The sequence below is a fragment of the Sinomonas notoginsengisoli genome (assembly GCF_021554725.1).
Classification (GTDB): domain Bacteria; phylum Actinomycetota; class Actinomycetes; order Actinomycetales; family Micrococcaceae; genus Sinomonas; species Sinomonas notoginsengisoli.
Genome location: NZ_JAIZDP010000004.1, coordinates 187485 through 202766 on the forward strand (window position 1 = coordinate 187485; position 15282 = coordinate 202766).

18 protein-coding genes and 2 riboswitches are annotated in these 15282 nt (G+C 68.4%); of the genes, 12 read left to right on the forward strand and 6 right to left on the reverse strand.

All coding sequences use genetic code 11. The features are described from left to right. Nucleotides 1-23 precede the first annotated feature (23 nt). Nucleotides 24-1358: an isocitrate lyase gene (gene aceA, locus LF262_RS09655; RefSeq protein ID WP_235780088.1), complete on the forward strand. Its 1335-nt coding sequence runs from the start codon at nucleotides 24-26 to the stop codon at nucleotides 1356-1358. 87 nt (nucleotides 1359-1445) lie between these two features. Continuing rightward, entirely contained in the window at nucleotides 1446-3119 is a 1674-nt protein-coding gene (aceB, locus tag LF262_RS09660) for a malate synthase A (RefSeq protein WP_235780089.1), read from the forward strand. 143 nt (nucleotides 3120-3262) lie between these two features. Here the strand turns inward: aceB and LF262_RS09665 are convergent, their stop codons facing one another. After that, complete coding sequence (locus tag LF262_RS09665) at nucleotides 3263-3763, reverse strand: hypothetical protein (protein WP_235780090.1); 501 nt, start codon at nucleotides 3761-3763, stop codon at nucleotides 3263-3265. A gap of 117 nt (nucleotides 3764-3880) precedes the next feature. Between LF262_RS09665 and LF262_RS09670 the strand changes: the two genes are divergently transcribed. Continuing rightward, entirely contained in the window at nucleotides 3881-4624 is a 744-nt protein-coding gene (locus LF262_RS09670; protein WP_235780091.1) for a DsbA family oxidoreductase, read from the forward strand. Here the strand turns inward: LF262_RS09670 and LF262_RS09675 are convergent. After that, the gene (locus LF262_RS09675; protein WP_235780092.1) at nucleotides 4621-4809 is read right to left on the reverse strand and encodes a DUF1918 domain-containing protein; all 189 of its coding nucleotides are present in this window, start codon (nucleotides 4807-4809) and stop codon (nucleotides 4621-4623) included. The genes LF262_RS09670 and LF262_RS09675 overlap by 4 nt on opposite strands. Nucleotides 4810-4938: 129 nt before the next feature. Here LF262_RS09675 and LF262_RS09680 point away from each other — a divergent pair, with 129 nt between their 5' ends. The 5 genes from LF262_RS09680 (at nucleotide 4939) to LF262_RS09700 (ending at nucleotide 10136) form a co-directional block, all read left to right on the forward strand. Then, nucleotides 4939-5580: a class I SAM-dependent methyltransferase gene (locus LF262_RS09680; RefSeq protein ID WP_235780093.1), complete on the forward strand. Its 642-nt coding sequence runs from the start codon at nucleotides 4939-4941 to the stop codon at nucleotides 5578-5580. A gap of 82 nt (nucleotides 5581-5662) precedes the next feature. Continuing rightward, entirely contained in the window at nucleotides 5663-7504 is a 1842-nt protein-coding gene (locus tag LF262_RS09685; protein WP_235780094.1) for a glycoside hydrolase family 15 protein, read from the forward strand. Nucleotides 7505-7630: 126 nt separating this feature from the next. Beyond that, nucleotides 7631-8059 (forward strand): hypothetical protein, encoded by a 429-nt coding sequence (locus LF262_RS09690; RefSeq protein ID WP_235780095.1) that lies wholly within the window; start codon nucleotides 7631-7633, stop codon nucleotides 8057-8059. A gap of 191 nt (nucleotides 8060-8250) precedes the next feature. Next, nucleotides 8251-9021 (forward strand): sugar phosphate isomerase/epimerase family protein, encoded by a 771-nt coding sequence (locus tag LF262_RS09695; RefSeq protein ID WP_235780096.1) that lies wholly within the window; start codon nucleotides 8251-8253, stop codon nucleotides 9019-9021. Further along, on the forward strand, nucleotides 9018-10136 hold the full coding sequence (locus LF262_RS09700; RefSeq protein ID WP_235780097.1) for a Gfo/Idh/MocA family protein: 1119 nt from the start codon (nucleotides 9018-9020) through the stop codon (nucleotides 10134-10136). The genes LF262_RS09695 and LF262_RS09700 overlap by 4 nt, the downstream gene beginning before the upstream one ends. A gap of 71 nt (nucleotides 10137-10207) precedes the next feature. Here LF262_RS09700 and LF262_RS09705 read toward each other — a convergent pair whose 3' ends face one another. The 3 genes from LF262_RS09705 to LF262_RS09715 form a co-directional block, all read right to left on the reverse strand. Further along, on the reverse strand, nucleotides 10208-11344 hold the full coding sequence (locus LF262_RS09705; RefSeq protein WP_235780098.1) for an acyl-CoA dehydrogenase family protein: 1137 nt from the start codon (nucleotides 11342-11344) through the stop codon (nucleotides 10208-10210). Nucleotides 11345-11459: 115 nt separating this feature from the next. Then, the gene (locus tag LF262_RS09710; RefSeq protein WP_235780099.1) at nucleotides 11460-11666 is read right to left on the reverse strand and encodes a hypothetical protein; all 207 of its coding nucleotides are present in this window, start codon (nucleotides 11664-11666) and stop codon (nucleotides 11460-11462) included. A 64-nt stretch (nucleotides 11667-11730) separates the two neighbouring features. Beyond that, nucleotides 11731-12537, reverse strand: a complete 807-nt coding sequence (locus tag LF262_RS09715) for a methylenetetrahydrofolate reductase (protein WP_235780100.1) — start codon at nucleotides 12535-12537, stop codon at nucleotides 11731-11733. A gap of 53 nt (nucleotides 12538-12590) precedes the next feature. Further along, nucleotides 12591-12694: riboswitch (glycine riboswitch) on the reverse strand. Next, nucleotides 12695-12788, reverse strand: a riboswitch (glycine riboswitch). A 143-nt stretch (nucleotides 12789-12931) separates the two neighbouring features. Between LF262_RS09715 and LF262_RS09720 the strand changes: the two genes are divergently transcribed. From LF262_RS09720 to LF262_RS09730, 3 genes are all read left to right on the forward strand, one after another. Then, the gene (locus LF262_RS09720; protein WP_235780101.1) at nucleotides 12932-13579 is read left to right on the forward strand and encodes a TetR/AcrR family transcriptional regulator; all 648 of its coding nucleotides are present in this window, start codon (nucleotides 12932-12934) and stop codon (nucleotides 13577-13579) included. Between the two features lie 119 nt (nucleotides 13580-13698). After that, on the forward strand, nucleotides 13699-13953 hold the full coding sequence (locus tag LF262_RS09725; protein WP_235780102.1) for a hypothetical protein: 255 nt from the start codon (nucleotides 13699-13701) through the stop codon (nucleotides 13951-13953). A 72-nt stretch (nucleotides 13954-14025) separates the two neighbouring features. Further along, on the forward strand, nucleotides 14026-14472 hold the full coding sequence (locus LF262_RS09730) for an SRPBCC family protein (RefSeq protein WP_235780103.1): 447 nt from the start codon (nucleotides 14026-14028) through the stop codon (nucleotides 14470-14472). A 67-nt stretch (nucleotides 14473-14539) separates the two neighbouring features. Here the strand turns inward: LF262_RS09730 and LF262_RS09735 are convergent, their stop codons facing one another. Next, nucleotides 14540-14782 carry a hypothetical protein gene (locus tag LF262_RS09735; protein ID WP_235780104.1) on the reverse strand — a complete coding sequence of 81 codons (243 nt, stop codon included), beginning with the start codon at nucleotides 14780-14782 and terminating at the stop codon, nucleotides 14540-14542. 223 nt (nucleotides 14783-15005) lie between these two features. Here LF262_RS09735 and LF262_RS09740 point away from each other — a divergent pair, with 223 nt between their 5' ends. After that, the gene (locus LF262_RS09740; protein ID WP_235780105.1) at nucleotides 15006-15281 is read left to right on the forward strand and encodes a hypothetical protein; all 276 of its coding nucleotides are present in this window, start codon (nucleotides 15006-15008) and stop codon (nucleotides 15279-15281) included. Nucleotide 15282: the final 1 nt, after the last annotated feature.

Genomic DNA, 15282 nt, shown 5'->3' on the forward strand with positions numbered 1-15282 from the left:
CATTGAGTCGAAGGAGACCTGCGATGACCGCACAGCCCGAGCCCCAGAACCAGACCCTCGAGCAGCAGGCCGAGGCCCTCACCCTCGAGTGGTCCGCCGACGCCCGCTGGGAGGGTATCCAGCGCGACTACACCGCCGAGGATGTGGTCCGCCTCCGTGGCCGCGTCCCCGAGGAGCACACGCTGGCCCGCCGTGGCGCCGAGAAGCTCTGGAAGGCCGTGACCGAGGGCCGTGCCGACGGCGAGGGATACATCAACGCCCTCGGCGCCCTCACCGGCAACCAGGCAGTGCAGCAGGTCAAGGCCGGTCTCAAGGCCATCTACCTCTCCGGCTGGCAGGTCGCCGCGGACGCCAACCTCTCCGGCAACACGTACCCGGACCAGTCCCTCTACCCCGCCAACTCGGTGCCGGCCGTCGTGCGCCGCATCAACAACGCGCTGCAGCGTGCGGACCAGATCGAGTTCTCCGAGGGCAAGCAGTCGGTCGAGGACTGGCTGGTCCCGATCGTCGCGGACGCCGAGGCCGGCTTCGGCGGCCCGCTCAACGCCTACGAGCTCATGAAGTCGATGATCCAGGCCGGCGCGGCTGGCGTTCACTGGGAGGACCAGCTGGCGTCGGAGAAGAAGTGCGGCCACCTCGGTGGCAAGGTCCTCATCCCGACCCAGCAGCACATTCGCACCCTCAACGCCGCCCGGCTCGCCGCGGACGTCTCGGGCGTCCCGAGCGTCATCATCGCCCGTACCGATGCCGAGGCGGCCACGCTCATCACCACTGACGTGGACGAGCGGGACCAGGAGTTCATCCTCCGCGAAGAGGGACGGCCGGTGCGCACGGCGGAGGGCTTCTACCGGGTCGCCAACGGCGTCGAGCCGTGCATCGCCCGCGCCAAGGCCTACGCGCCGTACTCCGACCTCATCTGGATGGAGACGGGCACCCCGGACCTGTCACTCGCCCGGAAGTTCGCCGAGGCCGTCAAGGCCGACTTCCCGGACCAGATGCTCGCCTACAACTGCTCGCCGTCGTTCAACTGGAAGAAGCACCTCGACGACGACACCATCGCCAAGTTCCAGCGCGAGCTGGGCGCCATGGGCTTCAAGTTCCAGTTCATCACGCTGGCCGGCTTCCACGCCCTCAACTACTCGATGTTCGATCTCGCCCACGGCTACGCCCGCAACGGCATGAGCGCGTACGTCGACCTCCAGGAGCGCGAGTTCGCCTCCGAAGACCGCGGCTACACCGCAACCAAGCACCAGCGCGAAGTGGGCACCGGCTACTTCGATCTGGTCTCCACGGCGCTGAACCCGAACGCCAGCACCCTCGCCCTCGTGGGATCCACCGAAGAGGGCCAGTTCCACTAACAGCCAGTTCGGCATAGGCACACGACGACGGGTGGGCTGGCTCGCCCAGCCGGCCCATCCGCCGTCGTACACCACCAGGAGACCGCCATGAACACTTTCAGCACCGACACCACGATCAACGGCGTGACCATCACCGCGCAGCCCATCGCACGCCAGCGCGAGATCCTCACCCCGGACGCCCTCGAGTTCGTCGCCCGCCTGCAGCGAGCCACCGCCGAGCGCCGCCAAGAACTCCTCGCGGCCCGCCACGCCCGCCGCGCCGAGATCGCCCGTGGCCACGACCCCCGCTTCCTGCGCGAGACGGCACAGATCCGCGACGACGCGGGCTGGCAGGTCGCCCCGCCCGCGCCGGGCCTGACGGACCGCCGCGTCGAGATCACAGGTCCCGTGGACCGCAAGTCGACAGTCAACGCACTGAACTCGGGCGCGAAGGTATGGCTCGCTGACATGGAGGACTCCCTCACCCCGTCGTGGCGCAACCTCATCCAGGGCCAGATCAACCTGTTCAACGCGCTCCGCGACACCATCGACTTCGCGACTGCCGAGGGCCGGGAGTACCGCCTCAAGCCCTTCTCCGAGCGCCCGACCACGGTGCTACGCCCTCGCGCGCTGCACCTACCCGAGAAGAACATGCTCGTGGACGGCAAGCCAATCGCTGGTGCGATCATGGACTTCGGCCTCTACTTCTTCCACAACGCCGCGCGGCTCATCGCGCTCGGCCACGGCCCATACTTCTACCTGCCGAAGATCGAGAACCGGCTTGAGGCCCGACTGTGGAACGACATCTTCGTCCTCGCCCAGGATCTGCTCGGCATCCCTCAGGGGACCATCCGCGCCACAGTGCTCATCGAGACGATCACCGCGGCCTTCGAGATGGAGGAGATCCTCTTCGAGCTGCGCGAGCATGCCGCAGGCCTCAACGCCGGGCGCTGGGACTACATCTTCTCGATCATCAAGAACTTCCGGACCCGCGGCCCGCGGTTCGTGCTCCCGGACCGCGAGCAGGTCACGATGACCCAGCCCTTCATGCGGGCGTACACCGAGCAGCTCGTGCGGGCCTGCCACCGCAGGGGTGCGATGGCGATCGCCGCCCCGGCTGCATTCGTGCCGAGCCGCAGGGACCCCGCTGCCAACGCAGAAGCGCTGCTGAAGACGCGTGCGGACAAGCTGCGCGAGGCCGAGGAAGGGTTCGACGGCGCTTGGGTGGCGCACCCTGAGTTCGTCTCGGTGGTGCGAGACGCGTTCGACACCGTGCTCGGCGACCGGCCGAACCAGCTCGACCGCCTGCGTGACGACGTGACACCCGACGACCGCGCGCTCATCGATCTGGGCACCTGCCGTGGCACGATCACCGAAGAGGGCATCCGCAACAACATCGAGGTGGGCATCCGCTATATCGAGACGTGGCTGCGGGGCAACGGCGCTGTGACGATCCACAGCCTCATGGAGGACGCCGCGACCGCCGAGATCTCCCGTTCGCAGATCTGGCAGTGGATCTATGCCCGGGCCGTCACCGACCAGGGCGAGATTGTGACCCGCCAGTCGGTGGAGGAGCTGCTCGACGAGGAGTTCCACAAGCTCGAGCGCTTCGATGGCGACCGCTTCCGCGACGCCCGCGAGCTGTTCGGCGAAGTGGCCCTCGGCGCCGACTTCCCGACCTTCCTCACCATGCCGGCCTACGCACGGTACCTGTGCGAGACCGCCGGCAAGGAGGACGAGTACGAGGCGGGGCTGCCCGAGCGCCAGTTCGCCGCAGCCTGAGAACTTCCCGGACCCTGCACGCCTCAATCGCAACAAGGCACCCCGAAGGACGGGGGCAGAGGCACCGGGGAACCCGTTGAGGGGCCGGTCCTACCGTAGTGGTGCTGCGGAGGAACGGCCCCTCAACCCCTGCCCGGGAAGGGCTAGTGCGTGAAGGCGAGCTCACCGGTCGCGAAGTACAGCGCGAACATTGCAGGCAGCAGGGTGATGAGAACCAGCACGGACCGCTCGGCCTGGCGGAACCAGGCCACGACGGCTGCGACGCCGGCCCCGACCATGAGCAGGATTCCAAGACCCGCCGGGATGGCGAGGCTCACGAGGGGCGCCTGGGCAGCCTCACGCAGGGCACCGATCGCCACCGGCACGAAGATGAAGACCGCCAGACCCGCCACCGTGAGCCCTAGGGACCACCACCCCAGTCTGGTCAGCGGCTTGGCCGTCAGCCTCTCGCTGCGCTCCCGGAGCCTGCCCACGGCGGCGAGCACAATGGCCGCCAGCGCCGCCAGGAACGCCGCCGTGTACAGCCGACCGGCCACCAGCTGGGCGGAGGCGAAGAAGAACATGGCGACGATGAGCACCACCGCGAGGATCCCCAGGCCAGCAGCGGCCAGCCGCATCCCGCTTCTTCTTGTCAGAACGGCCATGGTTCTCATCTCCTGTGAAGCTGCTCGGATCCTTCCGGGCACACCACCATCTTCCTACTTTTCTACGTTTTGTAGAAGAGACGGAATAGTTCTCGCTCCCCAGAACTTGTCGCTTGTATGAACGTTGACATCTGGTCCGACATCGCCTGTCCCTGGTGCTTCATCGGCAAGCGCCGCTTCGAGAACGCCCTCGCCGACTTCCCGCACAAGGATCAGATCACGGTCACCTGGCACAGCTATCAGCTGGACCCCACGCTCCCCGAGCACTACGACGGCAGCGAACTCGAGTACCTGAGCCAGCGCAAGGGCACGCCGGCGGACCGCGTCGCGCAGATGTTCGACCACGTCGCCCAAGCTGCGGCCGGCGAAGGGCTCGAGTATGACTTCGGCTCCGTCGTCGTGGCCAACTCCTACGCCGGGCACGAACTCCTCCACCTCGCCAAGGCGAAGGATGCGGAGGCTGGCACCAGCTTGGCCGACGCTGTCAAGGAGGCGCTGCTCTCGGCCCATTTCGAGCACGGGGAGGACATCGGCGCACGGGACGTCCTCGTGCGGATCGGCGCAGAGGCCGGCCTCGACTCGGCGGAGATCAATGCCGCCCTCGACGCCGGCACATACCGCGACTCGGTGGCCGCGGACATCCGCCGGGCACAGGCGCTCGGCATCCAAGGCGTGCCGTTCTTCGTCCTCGACAACAAGTACGGCGTCTCAGGCGCCCAGCCCTCAGAACTGTTTGCCCAGGCGCTCGACACCGCCTGGCGCGAGGCCAACCCGCTCGTCATGGTCAGCCAGCCCGCCGGCGCTGAGGGCACCGCGGAGGGGCTCGACGGCGACGTGTGTGGGCCGGACGGCTGCGCCTAGCCCGCAGCCTTCTCCACCGAGAAGTCGCCGCCCGGGAACACCACGGACTCGTGCCCGTCGTCGAACCGCACGAGGTACGGCGGTTCGCCATTCGCACCCTTGACCTCGATGATCTCCCCGTGCCGGTCCGCCGCGTCCACGGTCCGCCCGCGGATGACGATCCGGTCGCCCTGCGCTGCATTCATCGCGGATCACCTCCTGCTCACGAGGGTACGTAACCCGAGCATCAGGCGGGAAGGGCTCGCGCGGAGAGCGGGGCGGCGTCGTGCGTCAGGGCCTTGCGCGGAATGCGCGGGGGCGGATAGGAGTGGTGCATGGACACCGAACACAAGCCCGGCCCAAGCGAGTTCTGGGACGAGTTCTACAACGAGCGGCAGCGGGTCTGGAGCGGGAAGCCAAACGGCGCCCTCGTGCGCGAGGTCAGCATGGTGGCACCGGGGCGGGCCATTGACCTGGGCTGCGGCGAGGGGGCCGACGCGATCTGGCTCGCCGGGCGGGGGTGGACGGTCACGGGCGTTGATGTCTCCGCCGTCGCCCTCGGCCGGGCTGCCCTGCACGCCGAAGACGCCGGCGTCGCGGAACGCATCACTTGGCTCGCGCGCGATCTGGCCGAGTGGGAGCCGGAGGAGGCCTACGACCTTGTCACAGCCTCCTTCCTGCACTCTCCCATCGAGCTGCCGCGGGAGCACATTCTCCTGGCCGCCGTGCATGCCGTGGCACCCGGCGGGACCCTCTTCGTGGTCGGCCACACTGCGTTCCCGCCGTGGGCGCACCATCCGCTCGACGACGTCCACATGCCTTCCGCGGACGAGCTCGCCGGCGCTCTGGGCCTGCGCCCCGACGAATGGGAGATCGAGACGAGCACGTCCGAGGGCCGGGAAGCGACCGGTCCCGAGGGGCAGACTGCTGTCCTGACCGACGCGGTGCTGAAGGCGCGCAGGCTCGTCAAGGAGTAGCCACTCTGGCGTGATCCCTCCGGGCGGTGCAGACTTCGGCCCGGGAGCCCTCTCGAGTCAGCATGGATGGAAGGGAGAGCCGATGGGCGCTCGTCCCATTGCGGACTACGCGCTGCTCTCGGACTGCAGGTCCGCCGCACTCGTCAGCTCGGACGGATCCGTGGACTGGCTCTGCTTCCCGCACTTCGACGGCCCAGCAGTCTTCGGCCGGCTTCTCGGGGAGGATGCCGGCTTCTGGTCCATCCGCGCCGAACGCGAGACAGCGCGCAGCCGCCGCTACGCCGGGCGCACAATGGTGCTCGAGACCGCCTACCGCACAGAAACCGGGGCTGTGACGGTCACAGACGCGCTGGTGATGGGCGCTGGGATCCGAGGCCACGACTTGGGCACGGGCTCGCCCGGGGCGCTGGCCCGCTGGGCACACTGCACCGAGGGCACCGTCCAGCTTTCGGTGGTCTTCGCGCCGCGCCCGGAGTACGGGCTCGTGGAACCCACGCTGAGGGACGTCCCCGGCGGCCTGCTCGCCCGAGGAGGGGCTGACGTGCTGGCCCTCTCCAGCCCTGTGCCCTTCATTCTGGAGGGGGCCACGGCCAGGGCTGAGGCCGAGCTCGTCGCGGGGGACACGCTCGGGTTCGTGCTCCAGCACCGACCCAGCTGGGATTCATTTCCTCCACTCTGGGATCAGGAGCAGATTCTGGCTCGGCTGGCAGACACGCGCCAGGCCTGGGCAAGTTGGTCCGAGCAGCACCAGAACTATGCCGGTCCGTTCTCCGAGCTTGTCTGCACCAGCGGTCGGGTGCTGCAGGCGCTCACCTTCGCCCCGACCGGAGCCTTCGTCGCGGCCCCCACCACCTCACTGCCCGAAGAGGCAGGGGGCGTTCGGAACTGGGATTACCGCTATACCTGGATCCGGGATGCCAGCATGACCCTGCGGGCACTGTGGGTTGCGGCCTGTCCCCACGAGGCCTGGAGGTTTTTCGGTTTCATCGCGGCGGCAGGAGGCACCCAGATCCACGCCGGAGACCTGCAGATCATGTATGGCATCGGCGGCCAGCGCGATCTGTCCGAACGAGTGCTGGACCACCTGCCGGGGTGGGCTGGCAGCGCACCGGTGCGGGTGGGCAACGCCGCCTGGCGCCAGCGCCAGCTCGACGTGTACGGTGAGCTGCTCGGGGCGGCCGCCCGCCTGCCCGAGACGCTTGCGGACACGGAACCAGAGACGCGCCGATTCCTCGCCGACGTCGCCGACGCTGCGGCAGCCCGCTGGCAAGGCACCGACCTGGGCATCTGGGAAGTCCGCGGGGAACCGCGGCATTTCCTGCACTCGAAGCTCATGTGCTGGGTGGCGGTGGACCGGGCCATCGCCCTAGCTGAAGTCCTCGAGGCCCAGGACCGGGTTGAGCGCTGGAGCCGGGCCCGGTCGGAGATCGCCTCCGCGATCCGCGAGAAGGGGTGGAACGAGAAGGCCGGCGCCTACACCCAGGCCTTCGGCTCCGAAGACCTCGACGCCTCCGCCCTGATGCTCTCCCTCACCGGGTTCCTTCCTGGTGATGACCCCCGCATGCTGGCCACGATCGAGGCTGTGCAGCAGAATCTGACGGACTCCAGAGGGCTCGTCTTCCGTTACCGGAGCGCTGACGGGCTTCCCGGCCATGAGGGCACGTTCCTGCTCTGCACGTTCTGGCTCGCCCACGCCCTCGCCCTGGCAGGCCAGACGGATCGCGCACGGGAGGTCTTCTCGTGTGCCGCCGGGTTCGCCAACGACTTGGGCCTGCTGGCTGAGGAGGTGGCCTCGGGCAGCGGCGAGCTCCTGGGCAACTTTCCCCAGGCCTTCAGCCACATCGGCCTAGTCAACGCAGCCTGGGCAATCGGGGAAGCCGAGGCGAAGGGCCCGGATGCCCAGCGAGGGCAGCGACTCACGTAGCGGATGCCTGGCTCGAGGGGGCCTGACAGCCTGATCCTCATCGGGCACAGTGCCGGCTGTAAAATGGCATTTCGAATACTCAATTGAGCGGGCTTGGAAACACTCCTTCTTCTGAGGTGGTAGCGCATGGCTGTGGCGACAGCGGTCCTGGTGGCGGCGACGTTTGTGTGGCTGGGGATGGTGTTGGCCATCTCGTTCATCGAGGCGCCGTTGAAGTTCCAGGCCCCGGGCATCACCGTCGAGCTCGGCGTGGGCATCGGGCGGCTCGTGTTCAAGGCGCTCAACATCGTCGAATGCGTGCTCGCCGCCGTGGTGCTCGTGATGCTCGCGCTGGGCGGACGGGTGCCAGCGCCCGGGTGGGCACTCGCCGTCGTGCTCGCCGTGATCGTGATGCTCGACGTCGCCGTGCTGCGTCGGAGGATGGACCGCCGTGTGACCAGCGGGAATGTCAGCGACAGCATGCCGCGGAACACGCTGCACTTCACGTACGTGGGCCTCGAGGTCGCAAAGGTGGCCGGCCTGCTCTGGCTCGGGATCCTCGGGCTCGTCGCGTAGGCCGAGGACGGTCTCCGGATCGGTCAGAACCGCCCGCAGGAGTGCTGACGCCAGGCCCGCTCGGCCGAGCATCTCCTCCTCACATCTGCCGCACGCGTCGGGCACGCGCCCGTCACCCGCCCACGCCCGGCTCACCCCGGCTGCCCGCGGGGGCCTCCCGCTCGGGACGCCTGGGAGGCAGACTGGTTCCCATGGCCTACTCAGTCCAGCTCTACTCCGTCCGCGACGCGCTCGACGCCGACCTCCCGGGCACCATCACCCGGCTCGCCGAGATCGGGTACACCCAGGTGGAGCCGTACGACTTCGCCCCCCGTGCGGAAGAGCTCGCCGCGGCGTTCCGCGAGAACGACGTCACGGCGCCGACAGGGCACGCCCCGCTCCTGTCCGCGGACCAGGACGAGATCTTCGCCGCCGCCAAGAAGCTCGGCATCGGCACGGTCATCGAGCCCTACCTTCCGGCTGAGCATTGGCAGGATGTCGACACGATCCGCGATACCGCGGCCCGGCTCAACGCCGCCGCAAAGAAGGGCGCCGAGTACGGGATCCGTGTGGGGTACCACAACCATGACTGGGAGATCTCCTCGAAGGTCGAGGGCACCACGGCACTCGAGTTCTTCGCCGGTCTTCTGGACCCCGAGCTCGTTCTCGAGGTCGATACCTTCTGGGCCGCGGTGGGCGGCGAGGACCCGGCGGCCCTCCTGGCGCGGCTCGGCGACCGCGTTGTCGCGATTCACATCAAGGATGGCCCCGTGAACCACGACAAGCGGGCCCAGCTCCCAGCGGGGCAGGGCGATGTGGGCGTCTGGCGCGTGCTCGCCGCGGCGAAGAACCTCGAGGTCGGGGTCGTCGAGTTCGACGACTACGCCGAGGACATCTTCGACGGCCTCTCCGCCTCGCTGCACTACCTCGAGGCCGGCGCACCCAGCACGACAGACGGCGCCGGCACCGAGACCGCACGATGAGCCGCGGACCGGTGGGCGTCGCCGTCATCGGCGCGGGCGTCATCAGCAAGCAGTACCTCGACAACCTCACAGGATTCCCCGACATCACGGTCCACGTGATCGCTGACCTTTTCCCCGAAGCCGCCAAGGCCAGGGCCGAGGAGTACGGGATCGCCGAGTTCGGCACGCCCGAGCTCGCGCTCAACCACCCGGATGTCGAGATCATCGTGAACCTCACGATCCCGGCGGCGCACGTCGAGGTGGCCACCGCTGCGGTCCGTGCTGGCAAGCACGTCTGGAGCGAGAAGCCCTTCTCCCTCGACCGAGAGAGCGGCCTGTCCCTGCTCAAGGAGGCGCACGACGCCGGCCTCCGCCTCGGGTGCGCGCCGGACACCTTCCTGGGGGCTGGACTCCAGACCGCTCGGCGCGTGATCGAACGCGGGGACGTCGGCGTGCCACTCACCGCCCAGACGGTTCTCCAGACCCCTGGACCCGAGTCGTGGCACCCCAATCCGGGATTCCTCTTCCAGCCCGGCGCCGGTCCGCTCTTCGACATGGGCCCGTACTACGTCACGGCGCTCGTGCAGACCTTCGGCAGCATCCGCCGCGTGGCGGCGCTGGGGTCGAAGGCCCGGGCCACCCGCGTGATCGGGACTGGTCCGAAGGCCGGCGAGGAGTTCACGGTCGAGGTGCCCACTCACGTGAGCGCACTGGCCCAGTTCGAGGACGGCAGGTCCTCGCACAGCATCTTCAGCTTCGAGTCCCCCCGCACACGCATGGGCTTCGTCGAGATCACCGGATCGGAGGCCACGCTGTCCCTTCCCGACCCGAACTACTTCGACGGCGACCTACAGATCTGCCGCATCGGTGAGACCGACTGGACGTCGATTCCCACCGCCGGCCCGGCCAACGGCCGCGGCATGGGCGTGCTCGACATGGCGCGCTCCGTGCGCGCCGGCACGCCCCACCGTGCCACCGGTCAGCTCGCCTACCACGTGCTCGACACGATGGTCTCGGTCTCGGAATCCATCGACTCAGGCGAGTTCGTCGACGTCGCCAGCAACGCGCCGTCGTCCGCGCCCCTGCCTGTGGACTGGGCTCCCACTGACGCGACCCTCGACGGGGTCCGGGCATGAGTTCGACTTCGCCCCCAGCACCGCCTCCTTCGACGCCGCCTTCAGCAACCAGACCTGACTCTGCGCTCCGGTCACCCCTCGAGCAGGGAACGGCCCACGATCAGGCGCATGATCTCGTTGGAGCCCTCAAGGATCCGGTGCACGCGCAGGTCGCGGGCGATCTTCTCGACGCCGTACTCGTGCAGGTAGCCGTAGCCGCCGTGGAGTTGGATGGCCTGGTCTGCCACTGAGAACCCGGCGTCGGTGCAGACCCGCTTGGCCATCGCGCACAGCCGCAGGGCATCCGGGGCACCGCGGTCGAGGGCATCGGCGGCCACTCTGAGCAGCGCGCGAGCGGACTCGAGCTCCATCGCCATGTCCGCTACGGCGAACCTGAGGGCCTCCATGTCCGCCAGCCGCTCGCCGAAGGCGGTGCGGTCCTTGAGGTACGCGATCGTCTTCTCGAGGGCCGCCTGCCCACCGCCAAGGGAGCAGGCGCCGATGTTGAGGCGGCCTCCATTGAGCCCCTTCATCGCGATGCCGAACCCCTGGCCCTCGGCCCCGAGTCGGTTGGCCGCTGGGATGCGCGCATTGCGGAGCACCACCTGCGCGGTGGGCTGGGCGTTCCACCCCATCTTCTTCTCGTTCGCGCCGAAGGAGAGGCCGGGGGTGTCCGCCGTGACGAGGAATGCGGTGATGCCGCGGCTGCCGGCGTCTGACGTGCGCGCCATGACGAGGTAGAGCGCGGAGTGTCCTGCACCGGAGATGAACTGCTTGACACCGTTGAGCACATACTCGTCCCCGTCCAGGACGGCCTTCGTGCTGAGGGCGCCTGCATCGGAGCCGGCGCCCGGCTCGGTGAGGCAGTAGCTGCTGAGGTCCTCCATGGACACGAGGCCCGGGAGCCAGGTCAGCTTCTGCTCGTCGTTCCCGAACGTGTACACCATCCAGACCACCATGTTGTGGATGGAGATGTAGGCGGCCGTGGTGGGGTCCGCCTTGGCGAGCTCCTCGAAGATCAGCACGGCATCCGAACGCTGCAGCGCCGCCCCGCCGTGGTCCTCGCCGATGTAGACGCCGCCAAGGCCGAGCTCGCCGGCCTCGCGCAGCACGTCCACGGGAAAGTGCTTCTGGGTGTCCCATTCGAGCGCGTGCGGAAGAAGCCTGTCCGCCGCGAAGTCGCGGACGGTGTCGACGAGTGCGCGCTGGTCTTCCGTGAGTTCGAACATGTGCCCATCATGGCGGCGCTCAGCCCAGAAATCACGGGTCCGGCCATGGACGCGCGGGGCGCACGACGGCGCCAGTCGGGCCGCCGCCGTCGTGCGCCGCTCCCGCTGGGCTCCCCTACAGGTTCCGGCGCGCGCGGGTGCCTCGCAGTCCGACCGCTACGTTGTCGGACCGATGGAACATCCTGCGCCCCTCGACACCGCCGAACTGGACCCACAGGGTGGACACATCGCGGCTGAGGCCGTCCACGGTCCCTTCGCCGAGGTAGCGACCCTCGGCCACGATGTGCACGCGGGCCCCGCGGCGCAGCTGCCCCCAGGGCACACGCTGAGGGGCCTGGGGGCAACCCGGGGCGCCCGGCGGGATTGGACTCCGACCGATGCCACGGTCACCGGCCCTCGAAGCTGTTGAAGGTGAACAGGTGGATCCCGGCCACGCCCGTCCTTGGTGCTGAGAGGTCGCGCACGAGCGTCTCACAGGAGTACGCGTCCCCGCGCAAAAACCTGCGGGCCAGCGGGCCCTTACGGCTGATGAATTTCAGCGACGGCCCGACGCCGATCTTCGCCGCGAGCGAGATGAGCCGGGTGCGCGGAACTGGGCCGGTCACACCCGCCCAGACCGGCAGCTCCACGCCCTCGCTGCGCAGCAGCCCCACGTAGGCGGTGATCATGCGAGCCGAGAAGCACATCTGAGTGACGACGTTCGCGGCGAGGTGCTGCTTGGCCAGGAGTGCGTCGAGGAGCGCCACCGCACCGTGCGTGGGGTGGCCCTCGGGGTATCCGGCGACGCCGATGCTGAGGCGGCCTCCGGAGAGCTCCGCGATGTCCTCCATGAGTTCAAGGGAGTTCGCGTACGGGCCCGCCGCCTGGACCGCGTCCCCTCCGACCGCGAACACTTCCGTGATCCCAGCGGACTCGAATCGCCGGAGCACCCGCGCGAGCCGAGCCCGGTCGCCGATGCTGCGGGCGGCGAGATGCGGGACTACCTGATAGCCGAGCCCGGCGAGGCGGACGGACGTCTCGGCCGTCGTCTCGATGCCGTGGTGCGGCAGGCACGTCACGGTCAGGGCCGAGCCCTCCGGGACGGTCGTGGCGACCTGGGGGACGATGTCCTCGGTTGGCACGATCTCGAGGCGCATCGGCAGGGGCGCGCCGTCGGCCAGAGTGAGCGGGGCGGAGAGCGGATGGACGGCCATGGGGGATCTCCAGCGTTCGTGCGGCACGTCGGCGTGCCGCGATGGCTTTGGACCCTCCCCGCTCTGTCGTGGACCTGAGAGATTTCGCTTCGCCGCTGTGGCGGGTCGCTTGCACCGTCGGTGAGCCCAGACGAGCCGGGCTGCTTTCCAGAGTTGCCTGTCCGCGGCGGTACTTGGGCCTGAGAGATTCCTGGGGAGGAGTTGCTCCTACGGCACCTGCTGCAGTGGCAGGATTCTCCCGCTGCGGATGGTCGGCATGTTCATTTGTAGGCCGCGGTGGGCTGCGACCGGTCCAGTGTGGTCCGCGTCACGGGAGGGTGTCAAAGTGGCATGTCATACGGCGCCGCCGTGTGACATGAACGACTCTTACTGACACATCGACATAAAGTGAGGTATGCCCCGCATTCAGGCCGAGTCGAACGCAGCACAGCGGGCGGTCACCCAGCGCCGCATCCTCGATGCCTTCGGGCAGCTGCTCTTCACCCGGGGCCTCCCGGGCCTGACGATGACCGACGTGGCCCGCCAGGCCGGAGTGGGCCGCACCGCCGTCTACAACTACTACGCCGACATGGAGGAGCTCCTCATCGGCTACGCGCTCGACGAGACGGGCCGGTTCCTCACAGACCTCAAGGCGCAGTTGGCCGGACTGGCCAACCCGATCGACCGCCTCGCGGTGTACATCCGGGCCCAGGTCGAGGACCTCTCCCGCCGCCATCTGCCCCCAGGGCCGGCCATGCGGGCGGTGCTCTCCGCGCAGTCCTTCGCCAAGCTCGGCGACCACGTGGGTGAGCTCAACGCCCTCCTGGCCCAGATCCTGCGTGACGCGATGGCCGAGGGCTACCTGCCCGAGGCCGACGTCGAAGAGCTCCTCGGGCTGGTCCACGGCTCGCTCACGGCGAGCGCGGACCGCGGACGCGCGGAGGAGGAGGCAGAGGAGGCGGCGCACGACGCCGACACGGACCGGCGCACGGAAGCCACCGTCCGCTTCATCCAGCTCGGCGTCGGCGCACGCTTCGACGACCGGGGCCACCCGCTGCGGTGATAGGTGATGGGCGGCCGGAGCGCGACCGCACCTCTCCACATGTCCGGCAAGCAGACCTAGCATTGACAGCGGGGAAATTGGCACAACCCTTCCATCGCAGAAGTCAGCAGGAGGACATCATGGCCACGAACCAAGACAAGAGCGCGGCAGCTCAGACAGCCAATGAAGAAGAACACCGGGCAGCGGCAGCCGGGACCACGATTACCGTGCCATCGATCACTGGAGTTGCCGACGCTCTTGAGCCTAAGCACCTCCTCTGGTTCGGTGGTCTCGCCGTGGCCGGAGCGATCGGTGTCCTCGAATGGCCGGTCGTCGCTGCAGTTGGAGTGGGCACCTACGTCGCGGAGCGCTTCGCGCGCTCAGGCCGCAGGTAGTCGCACGCGTCCGTCAGCACGAGTTACCGACTAGCGAGGCTGCGGCCTCGGGCAGCCGCAGAAGGAGACGGCATGGCCAGCCTTGAAGCGAGCATCTTCATCGCGGCCACGCCGCAGGAGGTCTTCGACTACGTGCGGGACCCCGGGAACCTCGCCTCGCATCACGGAATCGTCCTGCACGCAGAGACCCAGGGCGACGGGCCGATACGGAGCGGCTCCCGTTTCAGGGGGACGAGCCAGATCCTCGGGCGGACCTACGACTGGACGGCGGAGATTGTCGATCACGAACGGCCGAGTATTATATCTTTCCAAGCCGTAGCGGGCAACATCAGCGTCACTATTTCTTACACGATGATTCCCGAGGGGTCTGGCACGCGGCTCGCCTACCGCGCGGACGCTCGCCCCAGCCCGGGGTCAAGCTTCAGCGTGGTCGCAGAGACGCTCGCTGTAGAGGGCTACCGCCGGCAAGTGCTTGTGGATCTCGCCACCCTCGACCGCATCCTGGCCGGGTCATCCTGACCAGCCGTCGGAGGCCACCAACGAGGCACAGCCGCGCCGCCTTGCCCTCTGAGCACTCGCCCCGCGGCTACCGCACGAGGGCCAGGGCGTCGCCCAGTCCCCGCAGGCCTGCGCTGCGCCTAGTGAGCGCCAGCAGACGAGCCACAACCACGAGCACCGCGAGAGGCCACTCGATCAGGCCGACGGCCGCCAGCAGGGCCGCGCCGCCGAGGAAGGCGAGCGTGTCGACCGGTGGCAGGGTTACGGTGCCGATTCCCTCGAAGTGGATGCGGATCGGCCCTGAGGACCAGGCCTCAGCCAGTTCATTCATGATGCGTTCCTAAGCAATGCGGTGGAGCGCTGGAACCGTACGCCTGTGCGTCGGGCAGTCGCCGTCATCAGTGTCACAAGGACGGTAGCGATCGCTCGTTGCCGCGAGGTTAACGGCTGTCAAACCCGAACCGAGGAAATCTCGTCCAAAGTATTCGCATCTGGCAGCGAGGGTGCCTACTATTGCGTGCTCCATTGATCCGACCGTCGACTAGGAGGATGACATGGCCACGAACACCGGCGCCGGTAACGAGAAGGAAGCATCGTCTACTGGGACTGCAGGCGAGAATCGTCCCGGGGGCCAGGAGATCACCTTCACAGTTCCGCAGGTCCCTGCCATGGCGGAACTGATGGAGCCCAAGCGGCTGCTGTGGTTCGGCGGCCTGGCGGCTGCGGGGGTGATCGGAGTGCTCGAGTGGCCCGTGGTCGCGGCCGTGGGTATCGGCAGCTACGTCGCGGAGCGGTTCGCCGAGTCAAACCGACGCGCGGCCGGCCGCTAGA

Coding starts and splice junctions, on each gene's coding strand:
- LF262_RS09740 (WP_235780105.1), top strand. CDS start 15,006: ATGGCCACGAACACCGGCGCCGGTAACGAGAAGGAAGCATCGTCTACT.
- LF262_RS09695 (WP_235780096.1), top strand. CDS start 8,251: ATGGCCTACTCAGTCCAGCTCTACTCCGTCCGCGACGCGCTCGACGCC.
- LF262_RS09670 (WP_235780091.1), top strand. CDS start 3,881: ATGAACGTTGACATCTGGTCCGACATCGCCTGTCCCTGGTGCTTCATC.
- LF262_RS09720 (WP_235780101.1), top strand. CDS start 12,932: ATGCCCCGCATTCAGGCCGAGTCGAACGCAGCACAGCGGGCGGTCACC.
- LF262_RS09690 (WP_235780095.1), top strand. CDS start 7,631: ATGGCTGTGGCGACAGCGGTCCTGGTGGCGGCGACGTTTGTGTGGCTG.
- LF262_RS09705 (WP_235780098.1), bottom strand. CDS start 11,344: ATGTTCGAACTCACGGAAGACCAGCGCGCACTCGTCGACACCGTCCGC.
- aceA (WP_235780088.1), top strand. CDS start 24: ATGACCGCACAGCCCGAGCCCCAGAACCAGACCCTCGAGCAGCAGGCC.
- LF262_RS09715 (WP_235780100.1), bottom strand. CDS start 12,537: ATGGCCGTCCATCCGCTCTCCGCCCCGCTCACTCTGGCCGACGGCGCG.
- LF262_RS09735 (WP_235780104.1), bottom strand. CDS start 14,782: ATGAATGAACTGGCTGAGGCCTGGTCCTCAGGGCCGATCCGCATCCAC.
- LF262_RS09725 (WP_235780102.1), top strand. CDS start 13,699: ATGGCCACGAACCAAGACAAGAGCGCGGCAGCTCAGACAGCCAATGAA.
- LF262_RS09730 (WP_235780103.1), top strand. CDS start 14,026: ATGGCCAGCCTTGAAGCGAGCATCTTCATCGCGGCCACGCCGCAGGAG.
- LF262_RS09700 (WP_235780097.1), top strand. CDS start 9,018: ATGAGCCGCGGACCGGTGGGCGTCGCCGTCATCGGCGCGGGCGTCATC.
- LF262_RS09675 (WP_235780092.1), bottom strand. CDS start 4,809: ATGAATGCAGCGCAGGGCGACCGGATCGTCATCCGCGGGCGGACCGTG.
- LF262_RS09665 (WP_235780090.1), bottom strand. CDS start 3,763: ATGGCCGTTCTGACAAGAAGAAGCGGGATGCGGCTGGCCGCTGCTGGC.
- LF262_RS09685 (WP_235780094.1), top strand. CDS start 5,663: ATGGGCGCTCGTCCCATTGCGGACTACGCGCTGCTCTCGGACTGCAGG.
- LF262_RS09680 (WP_235780093.1), top strand. CDS start 4,939: ATGGACACCGAACACAAGCCCGGCCCAAGCGAGTTCTGGGACGAGTTC.
- aceB (WP_235780089.1), top strand. CDS start 1,446: ATGAACACTTTCAGCACCGACACCACGATCAACGGCGTGACCATCACC.